17 protein-coding genes and 1 pseudogene are annotated in these 13,531 nt (G+C 51.6%); 5 read left to right on the top strand and 13 right to left on the bottom strand.

What is annotated here, in order from left to right; genetic code table 11:
- Window positions 1-115 precede the first annotated feature (115 nt).
- From ADH66_RS11010 to ADH66_RS11000, 3 genes and pseudogenes are all read right to left on the bottom strand, one after another.
- Entirely contained in the window at window positions 116-343 is a 228-nt protein-coding gene (locus ADH66_RS11010) for a hypothetical protein (protein ID WP_066540915.1), read from the bottom strand.
- Between the two features lie 43 nt (window positions 344-386).
- Window positions 387-1,592: pseudogene (locus ADH66_RS21420) on the bottom strand (CD1108 family mobile element protein); the annotation flags it as partial.
- Window positions 1,593-1,660: 68 nt separating this feature from the next.
- Window positions 1,661-2,641 (bottom strand): recombinase family protein, encoded by a 981-nt coding sequence (locus ADH66_RS11000; protein WP_162288751.1) that lies wholly within the window; start codon window positions 2,639-2,641, stop codon window positions 1,661-1,663.
- A gap of 174 nt (window positions 2,642-2,815) precedes the next feature.
- Here ADH66_RS11000 and ADH66_RS10995 point away from each other — a divergent pair, with 174 nt between their 5' ends.
- The 3 genes from ADH66_RS10995 to ADH66_RS10985 all read left to right on the top strand — a co-directional run bounded on the left by ADH66_RS10995 (window position 2,816) and on the right by ADH66_RS10985 (window position 4,924).
- A complete protein-coding gene (locus tag ADH66_RS10995; RefSeq protein WP_066540918.1) occupies window positions 2,816-3,595 on the top strand; it encodes a DUF6551 family protein in 780 nt (259 codons plus the stop codon).
- A 67-nt stretch (window positions 3,596-3,662) separates the two neighbouring features.
- On the top strand, window positions 3,663-4,568 hold the full coding sequence (locus ADH66_RS10990; protein WP_066540919.1) for a radical SAM protein: 906 nt from the start codon (window positions 3,663-3,665) through the stop codon (window positions 4,566-4,568).
- A 131-nt stretch (window positions 4,569-4,699) separates the two neighbouring features.
- Entirely contained in the window at window positions 4,700-4,924 is a 225-nt protein-coding gene (locus ADH66_RS10985) for a DUF6870 family protein (protein ID WP_066540920.1), read from the top strand.
- On the opposite strand, the gene ADH66_RS10980 is transcribed toward ADH66_RS10985, so the two are convergent.
- The 4 genes from ADH66_RS10980 to ADH66_RS10965 all read right to left on the bottom strand — a co-directional run bounded on the left by ADH66_RS10980 (window position 4,921) and on the right by ADH66_RS10965 (window position 7,598).
- Window positions 4,921-5,109 carry a winged helix-turn-helix domain-containing protein gene (locus ADH66_RS10980; RefSeq protein WP_236757021.1) on the bottom strand — a complete coding sequence of 63 codons (189 nt, stop codon included), beginning with the start codon at window positions 5,107-5,109 and terminating at the stop codon, window positions 4,921-4,923. The two genes, ADH66_RS10985 and ADH66_RS10980, sit on opposite strands and share 4 nt — an antisense overlap.
- A 230-nt stretch (window positions 5,110-5,339) precedes the next feature.
- Window positions 5,340-6,164, bottom strand: a complete 825-nt coding sequence (locus ADH66_RS10975; protein WP_236757018.1) for a M23 family metallopeptidase — start codon at window positions 6,162-6,164, stop codon at window positions 5,340-5,342.
- Entirely contained in the window at window positions 6,148-6,780 is a 633-nt protein-coding gene (locus tag ADH66_RS10970; protein ID WP_066540921.1) for a TetR/AcrR family transcriptional regulator, read from the bottom strand. The genes ADH66_RS10975 and ADH66_RS10970 overlap by 17 nt, the downstream gene beginning before the upstream one ends.
- A 503-nt stretch (window positions 6,781-7,283) precedes the next feature.
- Window positions 7,284-7,598 (bottom strand): helix-turn-helix domain-containing protein, encoded by a 315-nt coding sequence (locus tag ADH66_RS10965; RefSeq protein WP_066540922.1) that lies wholly within the window; start codon window positions 7,596-7,598, stop codon window positions 7,284-7,286.
- 251 nt (window positions 7,599-7,849) lie between these two features.
- Between ADH66_RS10965 and ADH66_RS10960 the strand changes: the two genes are divergently transcribed.
- Window positions 7,850-8,101, top strand: a complete 252-nt coding sequence (locus ADH66_RS10960; RefSeq protein WP_407922895.1) for an SLOG family protein — start codon at window positions 7,850-7,852, stop codon at window positions 8,099-8,101.
- Here the strand turns inward: ADH66_RS10960 and ADH66_RS10955 are convergent.
- The 5 genes from ADH66_RS10955 to ADH66_RS10935 form a co-directional block, all read right to left on the bottom strand.
- The gene (locus ADH66_RS10955) at window positions 8,071-8,766 is read right to left on the bottom strand and encodes a recombinase family protein (RefSeq protein ID WP_084384533.1); all 696 of its coding nucleotides are present in this window, start codon (window positions 8,764-8,766) and stop codon (window positions 8,071-8,073) included. The genes ADH66_RS10960 and ADH66_RS10955 overlap by 31 nt on opposite strands.
- Entirely contained in the window at window positions 8,766-10,391 is a 1,626-nt protein-coding gene (locus ADH66_RS10950; RefSeq protein ID WP_066540923.1) for a recombinase family protein, read from the bottom strand. The genes ADH66_RS10955 and ADH66_RS10950 overlap by 1 nt, the downstream gene beginning before the upstream one ends.
- Before the next feature lie 115 nt (window positions 10,392-10,506).
- Window positions 10,507-10,773 carry a DUF6870 family protein gene (locus ADH66_RS10945; protein WP_066540924.1) on the bottom strand — a complete coding sequence of 89 codons (267 nt, stop codon included), beginning with the start codon at window positions 10,771-10,773 and terminating at the stop codon, window positions 10,507-10,509.
- Window positions 10,774-10,783: 10 nt separating this feature from the next.
- The gene (locus ADH66_RS10940) at window positions 10,784-11,596 is read right to left on the bottom strand and encodes a DUF6551 family protein (protein ID WP_088364433.1); all 813 of its coding nucleotides are present in this window, start codon (window positions 11,594-11,596) and stop codon (window positions 10,784-10,786) included.
- Window positions 11,586-12,527 carry a ParB/RepB/Spo0J family partition protein gene (locus ADH66_RS10935; protein WP_066540929.1) on the bottom strand — a complete coding sequence of 314 codons (942 nt, stop codon included), beginning with the start codon at window positions 12,525-12,527 and terminating at the stop codon, window positions 11,586-11,588. The genes ADH66_RS10940 and ADH66_RS10935 overlap by 11 nt, the downstream gene beginning before the upstream one ends.
- A gap of 68 nt (window positions 12,528-12,595) precedes the next feature.
- Between ADH66_RS10935 and ADH66_RS20655 the strand changes: the two genes are divergently transcribed.
- Entirely contained in the window at window positions 12,596-12,820 is a 225-nt protein-coding gene (locus tag ADH66_RS20655) for a hypothetical protein (protein ID WP_207652981.1), read from the top strand.
- Between the two features lie 62 nt (window positions 12,821-12,882).
- Here the strand turns inward: ADH66_RS20655 and ADH66_RS10930 are convergent, their stop codons facing one another.
- Window positions 12,883-13,344 carry an RNA polymerase sigma factor gene (locus ADH66_RS10930; RefSeq protein WP_066540823.1) on the bottom strand — a complete coding sequence of 154 codons (462 nt, stop codon included), beginning with the start codon at window positions 13,342-13,344 and terminating at the stop codon, window positions 12,883-12,885.
- Between the last annotated feature and the right edge of the window lie 187 nt (window positions 13,345-13,531).

Below are 13,531 nucleotides of genomic sequence, written 5' to 3'. Positions count from 1 at the left end.
CACCCCAAAACACGAAAAAAGCCCGGAATTCCAAAGAATTCCAGGCCAAGTCTGTGTGAACGCACGACCAAAAAGATATTTTCGCCAAATCTGTATGCGTATCTGAACCCTCACATCAAACTGGTATCGTCTGCTCAACTTCCAGACCTCCCGCAAAAATCACCTTAATCTTCTCCTTCGACTCCACCACCACACATTCCAGCACCTGCCTCACCAACCTGTCATCATATACCATCGGATGATTCTCCATTCCAGCCAGGATAGTAAAAATCTCATCCAGCCGGGACTCTGCATTCTCTTTTTCCTGCTGTGCATTGTCATACTGAGCCAATTGTTGCTCCATCTTGTTCCTCACCTCCCATGGTCTTGTGGTCTTGCCAGCGGCGTCACCTGATGCGCCCGAAGCACAGGAAATGGCTCTGCCAATAGTTACTCTCGGTGCTGGCGTAGGAGATGGGGTTGCCGCAGTGGATCATCATCCCATCGCCCACATAGATGCCCACATGGGTGGCGTCGCTGGGGTCCGGGGCGTCGTAGGTGTGGTGGAAGAAGATCAGGTCTCCCGGCTTCGCCTGGTCGGGCGGGATGATGTCGCAGATATTTTTCAGCCCCCTGGCGCCCAGCCGCCCCACGTTCCAGCCGTTGCCGCTGTGGTTGATGACCCACGACACGAAGCCGGAGCAGTCAAAACTTGTGCTGGGGGAACTGCCGCCCCAGACATAGGGGTAGCCCAGGTACTTCTCCGCCTCAGTTATCATCCTGCGGAATTTCTCATCGGTCAGCGCCTCGCCGGGGATGTCATAGTCCGTGTACTCGCCCCCGGACACGCCGTACACATCCTCCCCGAACAGCTCCGAACGGTTGCCGCTGGTGGTCATCAGCACATCATAGCGGTCGGACTGCTCTGTTGTCAGCCCGGAGGCCCGGATCACGGCCCCCAGCCCCTTGTTGGTCAGCTTCACATTGAGGATATGATAGTTGTACGGCACTTCCACATCGTAGTCGTTGCCCTCACTGTCCGTCCTTGTTTCTGTGCGGTAGCGAACCTCCACCTCCGGCGTGAGGGTGAGGGTGTACTGCTGGGCGAACAGGCTTTGCAGGGTGCTTTGGACCTCCGCCCTGGTGTAGTCCTCGAACAGGACGGTCAGGTAAGAGGCCAGCTCATAGGGGTTATGGCCGATCTCCGCCAGGTCGTAGCGGTACTCGTCATAGCCGGGGTGGGTGCTTTCGATATTGCTTATCTGGTTGTCCAGGCCACGCTGTATCTCGATGAGGTTCTGCGCCAGCGGCAGGGAGGACATCAGGCCCTGCTCCTGCTGGAAGTCCAGCCGCCGCAGGACGCAGTTGTGCTTCTGGGCGATGCTCTGGGACTGGAACACGTTGGTCTCCAGCTCCTGCTCGGTGCGCCCGGTGTTCATCACCAGGAACGTCACCATGAACATCCGCTCGTTCTGGCTCTGCAATTCCTTCAGGAGCGCCTTGGCGTCCCTGCCGTAGGTGGCGAGGTCGGAGGGGATGATGTCGATGTCGTACCCGGCGCGGACGGCCTTCTTCTGTTCCTCGATCTTGCTGCGGTCCAGCTCCGTGATGTCCGATTCATCCTTGCCGGTCGTTCTCAGGTCCCTATCCTCGTCGGAGATACGCAGATATTTTGCGATAGTCATGTTGACACCGCCTTATCCGCGACTCCCAAGAGCCGTGCCAGTTCCTCATATTCGTCCCGGTATTTCAGCTTGATTTCCAGGCGGTTATCGCTGTGGACCTCCACTCGCTCAATAAGCGCGTGAGCCAGCTCGTCCGTCAGTTCCTTTTCCTCCTGAAAGCCCGAAAAGGCTTTCAGCCAGGGGTTATTGACCGTTCGCCGTTCCTGTTCAAACTGCTGTTGTTCAAGCTCTGTGATAGCAGCCTGTGCCCGCTCTATCTCAGCCCGGTACTGGCGTTTCAAGTCCACATACTCCCCCTCATCCATCAGGCGGTCAACGTAATTTTGATATAAACTGCCGTACAGAGATTTGGCGCGAGCCAGCGCCTGTTTTGCGCTGGTTAGATTGCGTTCCTGCGAGTTGTACTGACGGACAGCCGCAGGAGAGCGTGAGTATTCCTTTATCAACTTTTGTGTGTCCGCGCACAGCTCTAGTTCATGGCACAAAGCGGACAATAGGGCCTTTTTCAGCTCATTTTCATGAATATACTTCTTTGGGCAAGCGGTGATGTCAGCGCTGTGGGAGGGGCAAATATATACATAGTACCGATTTGTGCCCTTATTTGTAACGCTCTTGTAACGGACAAGCGGCCTGCCGCAGTCAGCGCAAAAAATCAGGCCGCGCAAGATATTCGGGGTCGTGCCAAGATGGTCATGCTTGCCAAGGTTCGCATTATAGCTTTTGCTTGCCTGCTCCGACATGGCTTGTACCGCCCGAAAGGTATCTTCATCGATCAGCGGTTCATGGGTATTCTCTACAATTACCCAATCGGACTTTTGTGTGTGCTGCTGCTTCTGTCCCTGGCATAACCCCGATTTCTTTCTTCCCTGCACCGTGTGGCCCAGGTAAACCGGGTTGTTTAAGATACTTTTAATTACCTGGGGCTTCCACTGGCTTTGATTATACTTTTTGGTTTTTATCAGGCCAATTTGGTACAAATACCTGGAAGGAGTTATAATCCCATCATCATTTAACCGCTTTATCGAACTTTGCGACCACATCTTCCAGGAATATCCTGGGCTTTTAGCGGACAGCAGCCACAGGGCGGACCTTATCCGAGCCATGCAGAAATTGAAACAATACATCCTGAACATTGAGGGAGGATACACAGAATGAACACGAAAAATCTCTTTTGCCGGGAAGTGATGCTGGGCAGCGAGGAGCTTATCATTCCCCGCACTACTTACCAGCGCACCCTGAACGAGGACCGGGTCCGCAGGATCGCCGCCGAGTTCGATGAGCGCATCGCCAACGAGCCGAAGGTCAGCAGCCGGAACGGCCGCTACTATGTCTTTGACGGCCAGCACACCATCGCCGCCCGGAAACTGCTCAACGGCGGGCGGGACCTGCCCATCCGCTGCAAGGTGTTCTACGGCCTGACCGAGAGCGATGAGGCGCTGCTGTTCGCCCAGCAGACGGGCGCGTCCGCCAGCCTGACCGCCGGGGCGAAGTTCCGGGCGCTGGTCTACGGCGGCGATGAGGACGCGATGGCGTTCCTGAAAGCAACGGAGGCCGTGGGCCTCTATGTGGACTACAGGCAGACCAGGGGGGCGAAGCGGCTGGCCTGCATCAGCACCGCCTTCGGCCTGTTCCAGAAGGTCGGGGACGGGGTGTACCGGGAGGCGATGCAGTCCATCGTGGACGCCTGGAAGGGAGACCCGGACTCCCTCCGGGCGGAGACGGTGCAGGGCGTGGTGGAGTTCGTGGACCTCTACCGCGGGGAGTACAGCCGCAAACGGCTGGTGACACGGCTGCGCCAGGTGGACCCGGTGGTGATCTTCCGGGAGGGCCGGGCCATGACGAGCCTGCCGGGGTACAAGCGGTATCTCTACCAGGTGTACCGCATCTACAACGGCTCCAGCGCAAAGACCGCCCTGCCCATGAAGTTCTGAGACAGTTGACGGGAGCGTCTGCCCTCCGGGGCGGGCGCTCCCTGCTATTCCACGAGGAGGTGGGCTTTTGAAGATCGGGCTTATTGATGTAGACAGCCATCGGTGGCCGAACCTGTGCCTGATGAAGCTGTCCGCCTGCCACAAGGCCCAGGGGGACGATGTGGAGTGGTGGACCCCGGAGGGACGGTACGACCTCGTTTACAAGAGCCGGGTGTTCACGGACACCTACTCCAAGGACAGGATCACCGTCACCAACGCCGACAAGCTGGTCTGCGGCGGCACCGGCTACGGTCCGGGGCCGAACCTGCCGGACGCCGTGGAGCATACCCGCCCTGACTACGGCCTTTATCCGCAGTTCCCGGACACGGCCTACGGCTTTTTGACAAGGGGCTGCCCCAACCGCTGCGGCTTCTGCGTGGTGTCCGGCAAGGAGGGCGCAGAGAGCGTCCATGTGGCTGACCTGTCCGAGTTCTGGGACGGCCAGAGGGAGATCAAGCTGATGGACGCCAATCTGCTGGCCTGCCCGGATCATGAGCGGCTGATCGGGCAGCTTGCCGACAGCCGCGCCCTGGTGGACTTCTCCCAGGGGCTGGACATCCGCCTCATCACGCCGGACAACGCGGCGCTCCTGAACAGGGTCCGCACGAAAACCATCCATTTCGCGTGGGATAACCCCAATGTTGACCTGACCGGCTGCTTCCAGCGGTTCTCGGAATTGTCCAAGATCAGGGACTTCCGCCGCAAGCGGGTCTACGTGTTGACGAACTACAACAGCACCCACGAGCAGGACCTTTACCGGGTGGACACCCTGCGCCGTATGGGGTACGACCCCTATGTGATGGTCTATGAGCGGCCAACAGCGCCGCCCATCACGAGGCATCTCCAGCGGTGGGTGAACAACAAGCGGATATTCCGCACCGTGGAGCGTTTCGGGGACTATGGGCCGGTGAAGAAGCTGCGCGGGGATGGATAGGGCGGTCTGCTCCATGCCGGGGCAGATCGTTGTCATTTTCGGGCCTGTCCCTCCCATAAGATGTTGGGAGAGGCCAAAGGACGCAGTACCCAAAGGCTGAAAAGCCCTTTTGGGGGATCGGAGGTGTTGCCATGACAGAGGCGATGAAGGACATCGACCTCCGCAAGGTGGATAAAGCGGCGCTCCGTGACCGCAGTACGGTCCATATCGACCCGGAGGCTCCCACCGAGGAGCGCATCCGGGCGTGGATCGAGCAGCTCGGCAATCCCTATGTCTACCTGGACGGCGGGGTGGTGGTGAAGCTGAGCTTCGCGGACAGGGGCGAGACCATTGAGGAGCGTATCAACTCCCTCTAGTAGTCCAAATCTTCGTGCCACACAAGGTCTATTATCATGTCATAGGTGAGTACCCGGCGGGGATTCATGATGAGCAGGGCAAAGATGTCAAACTCTTTTACCGTCAGCATGATCTCGGTCTCACGGACATATACAATTCTGTTCTCCAGACAGAAATACAAACCCTCGGCTTGAACTTCTGTCAATCGGGAACCCACTTCAAGTGAAGGAATCGGGAACATTCTGCCGCTTGTGGAAATAACAGAACATTCCCGTTCTTCTTTTGTTAGGACATATTGGATCAATTCCTGCTGCTGCTTTGAGTTTAGAAGCGCAAATAATTTCTCACCAATCTGTTCACCCGATTTAGATATATCTAATACAGTTAATTTCCCATGTCACCACCTCCTTCAAATATCCAAGGCGTAAGGAATCATCATTCTGTATTCTCTGCGTTATATTTTAGAAATCGTATCCTATCTTTATTTGTAGGAATGCTATTTGTCATGGCTTTCCATTCACCATCTTGAAATATCTCATATTCTTCAAAAGCACAGGGCAAACCATTTGCAACGCTTATGTCGCAACTATCCATTAGTTGAAAATGCAAGTGCGGGGCAAAGGAGTTACCAGAATGACCTACTCTACCAATGAAGTCCCCTTTCTTTACAGTTTGCCCGACAGAGACTTGAATAGAGCCAGTTTGAAGATGCACGAGAGCAGCATATATGTTATCAGCATATTCAATTATTATATAATTGCCTGCGACTGATCGTACATCGTCTTTTGCTGGGTCGAAATAATGAGCATTTTTATAAGCGTTAGCTAAATCTGAAAACAAGTTCGTTCGTGCGCGTTCCTTATAGTCATCCTCCGCTTGAACGACAACACCATCACAGGGGGCATATACTTCTTGCCCCCAGCAATAATATTCATTTAAGGGGACTCCAAACAGAAGGTATTGAGGCAAACTGGCACGATAGGAAGGATAACCTGCTCTATCCCAATCAACCTGAATGAAGTCATAGGCATATCTTGTACCTAACTGATCTGTTCCGTGACTTGGGATTTTAGTTCCTGGCGTGTTTGGAGAGTACCATTCTCCCCTTAAAGGAAACGCAACAATTATCGGATTATACATTTCATTACTCCTATCTACCCATTGGTCATTAGAATAAATAATAGTGCATAATGTTAGAAGAATAATCGCAAAGAAGATACTCTGTTTTTTCATACCGCATTTGTTAATCTGTTCCTTCACGATCTGCCACATAGAAAACTTTCCGCAATTCGTCAAGGTAATCATCCAGTGTTGTAATGATATGGTTATAATCAGGATTCTTGTCTGCTGAATTCCTTATATTGTCCAAAATCTGATTTGTAAAACCGACATTCGCCCATAGAATAAATTGCTTGCACTTTTCGACATTAAGATCGACCCTAAATTTTGAAACATCAATCATATCAAAAATTTCAAAGGTTTTCTTTGCGCTGGCTCTATCTTCAAGAGCCTTATTGATTTCGTCGGACTTCGTTTTAGCAGAAAGTTTATTAAAGTCAATAATCCAAGGATATTGTTTCATTAACTCGATTTGAAGTAGATAGGATGTTCGCAGCCTTTCAAATATATCTTTGATTGAATAATCCATTCTACTGAAATACTCCCTATCAAGTAGCTCGTTGAAATAATCGTAGGTAAACAAAAAGAGTTCTTGCTTGCTACCTACATAATGAAACATGAGCGCTTTAGAAAAGCCAGCTTCTTTTGCTATTACATTTGTTGAAGCATTGTCATATCCTTGTATTGAAAATTCCTTTAGCGCTGCATTGAGAAGCGCATCCCGCCTTGAGGCGTCTAAATCTAATAATTTTGTCAATGGTCTTATCTCCTTTGCATAGTGGCATTAACCTGTTAGGTCAATGCTATTATATACCCATTTACCTAAAAGGTCAACATCAAGATGAGCTGAAAATATAAAAATTTGTGGCCCATCGGTAGAATGTATGGGCAACAAATTATGCAAAGGCCATCCATAGCAAAGCTTTTCTGCATTTTGAGTGACGCACAAAACAGGGCTGAAAATAGCACCGTTTCACAAGATTATCAAGGCATCACTATGTCCCACCTGCGGTGGTCTTGACAGTCTTGCGCCCCAGTGCTTTAGGGTAGTCAAGAGAGGCTAAGATCCTCCCTGACAAGTGTTGCCGAGTCTCAATTTGGGGACTCATCCACAGGTTACACTATAATCCCTTTGCTCGAAGAATACAGAGGGTTTCAATTTCTATTACTCATCTTGGATTATCGCCAGTATAGGAGCAGGACATATCCTGAATATCATCGGGTACAATACAAAATGAAGCGGCCAGTCGCTTGGCCGCTTCATTTTGTATCATTCAGCTTTTTCATGATGCCGAGGATGTATTCCAACGATTGGGAATCCAGCTTTTTCGCCTCTGCTATAAATGCCTGGAGCGCCTCTGGGTGGGCGTTCCCTTCATCAAAAAACTCCTGGGGCGTCACATCGAGGTACTCACAGATGTAAAAGAAAGCCTGCATGGAGGGCAGAGCCTTCTTGTTTTCGATGTTGTTGATATAGTTGTTTGCCTGTCCCAGCGACAGGGACATATCACGGGCAGATACGCCCTTTTGCGTCCTTAGCTTTGCCAGCCGCTCCGGGAGAAAATCTTCATACATCGCCCTCACCTCCACCTTGTATTAGATTGTACCTTATGAGACGGACATATTCGCAAAGTGAAAAAGGGTATTATCATTGACTTGCTAAATCATATCTACTATTATTGACAAGAGTAAAAGGTTATATCTACTCATGCGTGTTGCCCTGCGACATCCTTGACTGTGGGAGCTGTGGCCGGGTATGTTGAAACAGAGCCGCTTCAAACGGAGGGAACCGGCCAGTCCATCAATATCAAACGGAGGAAAGACAGATGCAGAAAAAGACTTGTTGTGTCACAGGACACAGGGATTTGCCCCAAAAGGAGATCAACCGCATAAAGGCGGCTCTGCGGAAGGCGATCGAGAAGGCGGTCGCTGACGGCTTTACTTGCTTTATGAGCGGCTTTGCCGAAGGCGTGGACCAGTATTTTGCCGAGATCGTGCTGGAAATGCAGAAGTCAAACCCGGCGCTGGAGCTTGTGGCCGTGATCCCCTACCAGAAGCGGCTTGCGATTTTGTTATAGCTCATTTTCTCCAACCGCCACATGAAAATATCTCTTACAACAGGTGCAGTGTCCGGGTTCGGCTCCACTCTGTGCTTGTCCTCCGCACATTTGCGGTAGCCGTATGCCGCCCAGGAACCGATAAACTCCCCTGCTTTTTGCTTTACAGCTAGGGCGCTACTCACTTTGCGGGAAATGTCCTTGCTGTATGCGTCGTTGATGATATTTTTCAGTGGGACAATGTAGCCGTCGCTCCCACGCTCGGCGGTTAGGGTATCAAAACTTTCGTTGATTGCCACAAACCGAACGCCCAGGAAAGGGAATACCTGCTCCAGATAGTTGCCGGTTTCGATATAGTTCCTGCCAAACCTGGACAGGTCTTTTACCACAATGCAGTCGATTTTCCCGGCGCGCACATCTTCCATTAACCGCTCAAACCCCGGCCTTTGAAAGTTTGTCCCTGTGCGTCCGTTATCACGGTAGAGGTGACACAGGTTCATATCAGGCTGGGCGGCGATATAGTGTTCTATCCACTCTTGCTGGACTTCAATGGTATCGGGGTCTTTCTTCCCGCTATCCTCAACGGAAAGACGGACATATCCGCCCACATTATAAATACGCGGCAGGGGAGCAGCCTGCTCCGCAACGGGAACCAATGGATTGACTTTTCTCTTTGTCCGTGCCATCAGCCCGCCCTCCTTTCGGAGAGCGCCTGCTCTACGAGCTCAGTTTGTAGTATAAACTCGTCCTGCCAACGGTAGACTATCTCCACACGCCGGTCGCGGAAAATCAGCACCCGCTCAATAAGCGAAACCACCAAACGCCGGTCCAAAGCGGTGATACTGCCCTGTCTGCTGAAATGCTCCATCCAGTCATGGGGCCGCAGTTCCATATTCATTTCTTTCTGCAATAGCTCAATTTGCCCTTCGGCTTCGTCCCTCTGCCGCTGGTAGGTCTTTTTCCATTCCAGGTAATCTTCACGGTCGATGATACCATCCGAAAGGCTTTCAAACAGGGAGCGCAGAAGGGTTTGGCAGCGGTCAATTTCCTGCTGTTTCCGTTCAATCCTGGTTCGTAGCTTCGCCGCTTTTGCCTGCTGTAAGCGGGCTGCATCGGCTAGTTTCAGCAGTTCCGCAAGGTCGATAACCTCCCGGATATGCTGCCCAAGCGACTTTAACACAATATCACTTAGTGCCTCAGTGCGCAGGCTGTGGGCATAACATGATTTCTGGTTCTTGTGGGCGGCACAGACATAATACACATATTTCTTGTTCCCGGAAGGGACTGTTTTGCGTATCATCGGCCCACCGCACTCGCCGCAGTATACCATGCCGGAAAACAGGTCTACCGGCTGACCCGCCTCGGCTGTGCGGGTGTCCATGGCGAGGACGCGCTGGGCAGTTTCAAAGTCAAATGTGTCAATAATCGGTTCGTGGCAATCCTCTACCACGGCCCACTGGTCCCGAGGCTTTTGGACGAGGCGTTTTACACGGTAGCTGGGTGTTGTCACCCGGCCCTGTTCCAACACGCCGGTATATACCGGGTTTTTGAGTATGCGCAGCACCATTCCGGCGCTCCACTCTGAGCGCTCCTTTATACGGAAAGCGGTGGTATAGCGCATACCTTGGGACAGCTTGTAATCCATGGGCGTGGGGATTCCGCTGGTGGTCAGCCGGGTGGCAATGTCAATGGCGCTGATACCGTCCAGTTTCCAGTTGAAAATATCCCGCACCACATCGGCGGCGAACTCGTCAATCACCAGCTTATGATGATCGCCGGGGTCCTTTTTGTAGCCGAAAACGGCAAAGGAGCCAATGAAATCCCCGCGCTGGCGTTTGATTTCAAGCTGGCTCCGAATTTTTATGGATGTGTCCCGGCAGTATGCCTCATTTATTAGGTTCTTAAAAGGGACGATAATTTCATCGGATTCAGCGTGGCTGTTCATACTGTCATAGTTGTCGTTGATGGCGATGAAACGCACACCGAGAAACGGAAAAAGCCGCTCGATGTACTCTCCTGCCTCCAGGTGGTCGCGCCCAAACCTGGATAAATCTTTGACAATTATGCAGTTTATCTTCTTGGCCCTGACAAGCTCCATCATAGATTGAAAACCGGGCCTTTGAAAATTGGAGCCTGTGAATCCGTCGTCCACCTTCATGCCGCACTCCCGGAGCTCCGGGTGGTGCGACAAATAGTCCCGAATCAAGTCCTTCTGACCCGTGACGCTGTTGCTTTCCTCTTTGTCGCCGTCCTCCTTGGACAAGCGAACATAGCCGCAGGCGTTCCACACCTGGGGTGTCATTTCTAGCATAATTCTCTCTCCTAACTGTTTAAGTGAATCAAGGAGACACCTAACAGCGGAGAGCACTGATTTGTCCTGGCTCCATCGTATCATAAGTGCTCTGGCCTGTCAAGTGCCTTTTTCCTCAACATTTTGAGCGGAGGTACGCCAAAAGGCAGTCCTCCAATGTCCTTTCGCTGTTTGAGAAGCTGACCTTTACCGCATATTTGCCACAGCGGTAACAATATGGGTTACCAATTTGCTGAAGGTAGGATTGTATTCGTTCTTCCTTCGGCAGAGCCTGATTGACCGTGACCTCCTGTATGTCCTGCAAGCTGGCAGGGTCGATAGTGCGTATGTCAGTATTCCTCATAGCTGAAAGTTCTTCATGAGTATAACTTAGCTGTTCCATATAGCCTCCGTCATTTTTTGAAACGGTCGGGCAGCATTTTAGCGCCCTGTTCGTTGTACTTCTTGCGTATCAGGCGGGCATAGCGCACGGCGGGGCGGTCCACATGGGTGAGCTGGGCTATCTCTGCCGGGTCCGTTTCCGACAACCGCCGGATAAACTCATGGTCTGTCAGCTCATTCTCATGGGTCTTGAGAAACAGCGTCATGCCCGATATCATGTCAGATTTTAACGAGGTCTGTGTACCGTGCCACGTCCCAGCCATAAGGCCCAGCATACGGCTGAAACCGGGACCGCCTAACTTCTGGTAGGCGCCGATTACAGCCCGAACAGGCTTAATCTCATAGGCCACGCCGGTGGGCTTGTCCAGCGCCCAGGTGAAGCCCTCCCGCTCAATGCGCTGTCTGATATCGATAATCTCCGGGTCGGTGCCGGATTCCAGCAGGGCTTTGATGGCGTTTGCCAGCTTCAAATGCCCGGAGGTCTTGTCCAGGAGGTAGTACATGGCGGCTTCCTGTTCGTAGGTCATGCCGGTGTAGACCAAGCACCTGGCTACTAAATCTTCGCCGCCGTTCATCCGGCGCATAGCCGCCAGACGGTGCTGGCCGTTCACGATGTTATACTTGCCGTCGCGGTAGCTCACTTCGATAGGGGTCAAATATTTGGGGTCCCACTTTCGTATGAGCCGGTTTACATGGGCCTGCCGCACAGGGCGTTGGTAGGGCAGGCCGGAATGAAGATGTTTTGAATATATGAGCTGGATTTTGCCGGGGTTGGAAAACCTGTCCAGTATTCCTTGCCCGTTATGTTCAATATTATTCTTCAATATTCATACTCCTTTCTATGTCTTGCAAGAGCTTCTCAATCTCTGTGACAACTCCCGCAAAGCGTTTCTTGATGTACTCTAGCTGCTCCCGGTTCACCTGTGGATAGGCCACGGTACACATGGGCGTACTGTACCAGGAGAAATTGTGATGAAAGTCGTCGATGAAACCGTCCATGCCTGCCAGGAGAGTATCAGCAGTATACGTTGCGTCCTTGTTGGGATTTTTGAGGTCGGCAACGGATTCCTCGAAAGTGGCGTAGCGTTTGCCGCCCAAGGAGTAGGGTTTTTTGTACTCGTCCACAGAACGGATTTCACCTGCCGCAAGCTGAGTGGCGGCTTCTTCCTGCTGGGGCGGCTCCAGGCGGGAGAGCTTGAGAGCGTCTTTATAGCCAAACTTGTTATCATGCACTAAGTTCTTCGCCGCAGGAGTCAGATTTTTCGCTGTCTGGATTTTTTCACGAATAGTTCGCGGCGATAGATTCAGTTTTTCAGCAGTATCTTCGACAAAGGATTTTAACGTGGTGGCGCTTAGCGCCGTCACGTTATTACCAATAGCCGTATTCATTCCAACTGCCTGCGACACCCCGGATTTGGTTTCCGGGTGCAGTTCCTCATAAATCTCTTTGCGTCGGAGCAGCAGGTCGCCAAACTCAATGGGCGATAGGTTCACGCGCACAAAGTTCTCGTCGATCTCAGCCAACTCAGCTAATAGGCCGGATAAGTCACTGACGGTACATTCAATTTCCGTCCACCCCAGCACCTTTGCGGCTTCCAGCCGATGGAGACCGGCAATGAGGGTATTGTCCGGCGTGACGGTGATGGGGTTGAGCAGTCCAATTTCTGAAATGCTCTTTGCAAGGTCATTTATGTCCTTGGCTTCGACTTCCCTCCTGCCGGGATTAACTTTAATTTTGTTAATGGATACAAGCATAGGCGCTCATCCTCTCTGTTATGTTCTCCCATGATATAGGGTGCAGCACGAAAACCATCGTTGGCACGATGCGCGATACATTTATATCCCCCTTTGACCCTGCGGTACGGGATTTGCGGGTGCTCCACTACGCTTCGGACAGTGCCGGGGCCGGTCAACAGCCAGGGGGCGCTCGTGCCTTTGAGATTATCTTTGGACGGCATACTTTATTGCCGCAGGCAGTCTTGGCGGCTGGGCTGTGGTGCAGTGGGGCGGTGTTTGGGTGCTGCTATGAATATTTCAAGGTCCAATAACGGAAAAGTGTTGATACCCCTCCATAGTCTTTAGGAACAAAGGCAGAGTTTTTTCAAAGAAATCATGAGTTTTTTTCGAGATATTCTTTCAGCTTCCTCAACACCTTTTTCTTGCGATAATAAATCGTGCCTACCGCAGTATGGAATAGCTGGGCCACTTCCCTTTCTGTTTTTTCCAGGTAAAACAGTTCTTGAACCAGCCGACGTTCTTCATCCGGCAGTTTGTCAAGTGCTTTATCCAGCAAAATGAGTAGTTCAATATCATCGACCTTATCATCAGGAGAAGGAGCTGATGTGTCAGGAAACTGAAGCCCACACTCTGTCAACCGCTCCAGAGAATCTTCTTTGCTGGGAGTGACTTGTACCGTTTCATTTTCCTGGTTGGCGACAAACTTCTCCTGCTTGAGCTTGCCCATAAAGTATTTCTCTTTCTCGGTATAGTGCCAATAGGCGCGGTAGACTTCCTCCGACACCTCAATTCTTTCATTGCCAACAGTTATGTACCATTTTTTCTGTTCGTTCATTTCTATTCCTCCAGGATTTGAATTTGTCGAAAATCAAATCCCGGAGGTGGTGAACGTGGGCCAAAGGGCCAATGAACTTGCTTAAAAGCATCAGTTGATACTCTTATGAGTCCAAATGGGCAAAAAAATAAAAGAGATATGAAAAAATCATATCTCTTTTCACGGCAAACTATTTTTGGGCATACCT

Origin of the sequence: Acutalibacter muris (assembly GCF_002201475.1) — a bacterium.
GTDB lineage: Bacteria > Bacillota > Clostridia > Oscillospirales > Acutalibacteraceae > Acutalibacter > Acutalibacter muris.
The sequence above is the reverse complement of the archived record's forward strand: the minus strand, read 5'-3'. Positions and strand labels throughout refer to the sequence as shown.

Bases quoted from the DNA above. Each gene is read 5' to 3' on its own strand.
- ADH66_RS11010 (WP_066540915.1), bottom strand. From the start codon at position 343: ATGGAGCAACAATTGGCTCAGTATGACAATGCACAGCAGGAAAAAGAG.
- ADH66_RS10995 (WP_066540918.1), top strand. From the start codon at position 2,816: ATGAACACGAAAAATCTCTTTTGCCGGGAAGTGATGCTGGGCAGCGAG.
- ADH66_RS10985 (WP_066540920.1), top strand. From the start codon at position 4,700: ATGACAGAGGCGATGAAGGACATCGACCTCCGCAAGGTGGATAAAGCG.
- ADH66_RS10965 (WP_066540922.1), bottom strand. From the start codon at position 7,598: ATGTATGAAGATTTTCTCCCGGAGCGGCTGGCAAAGCTAAGGACGCAA.
- ADH66_RS10960 (WP_407922895.1), top strand. From the start codon at position 7,850: ATGCAGAAAAAGACTTGTTGTGTCACAGGACACAGGGATTTGCCCCAA.
- ADH66_RS10955 (WP_084384533.1), bottom strand. From the start codon at position 8,766: ATGGCACGGACAAAGAGAAAAGTCAATCCATTGGTTCCCGTTGCGGAG.
- ADH66_RS10950 (WP_066540923.1), bottom strand. From the start codon at position 10,391: ATGCTAGAAATGACACCCCAGGTGTGGAACGCCTGCGGCTATGTTCGC.
- ADH66_RS10945 (WP_066540924.1), bottom strand. From the start codon at position 10,773: ATGGAACAGCTAAGTTATACTCATGAAGAACTTTCAGCTATGAGGAAT.
- ADH66_RS10935 (WP_066540929.1), bottom strand. From the start codon at position 12,527: ATGCTTGTATCCATTAACAAAATTAAAGTTAATCCCGGCAGGAGGGAA.
- ADH66_RS20655 (WP_207652981.1), top strand. From the start codon at position 12,596: ATGCGCGATACATTTATATCCCCCTTTGACCCTGCGGTACGGGATTTG.
- ADH66_RS10930 (WP_066540823.1), bottom strand. From the start codon at position 13,344: ATGAACGAACAGAAAAAATGGTACATAACTGTTGGCAATGAAAGAATT.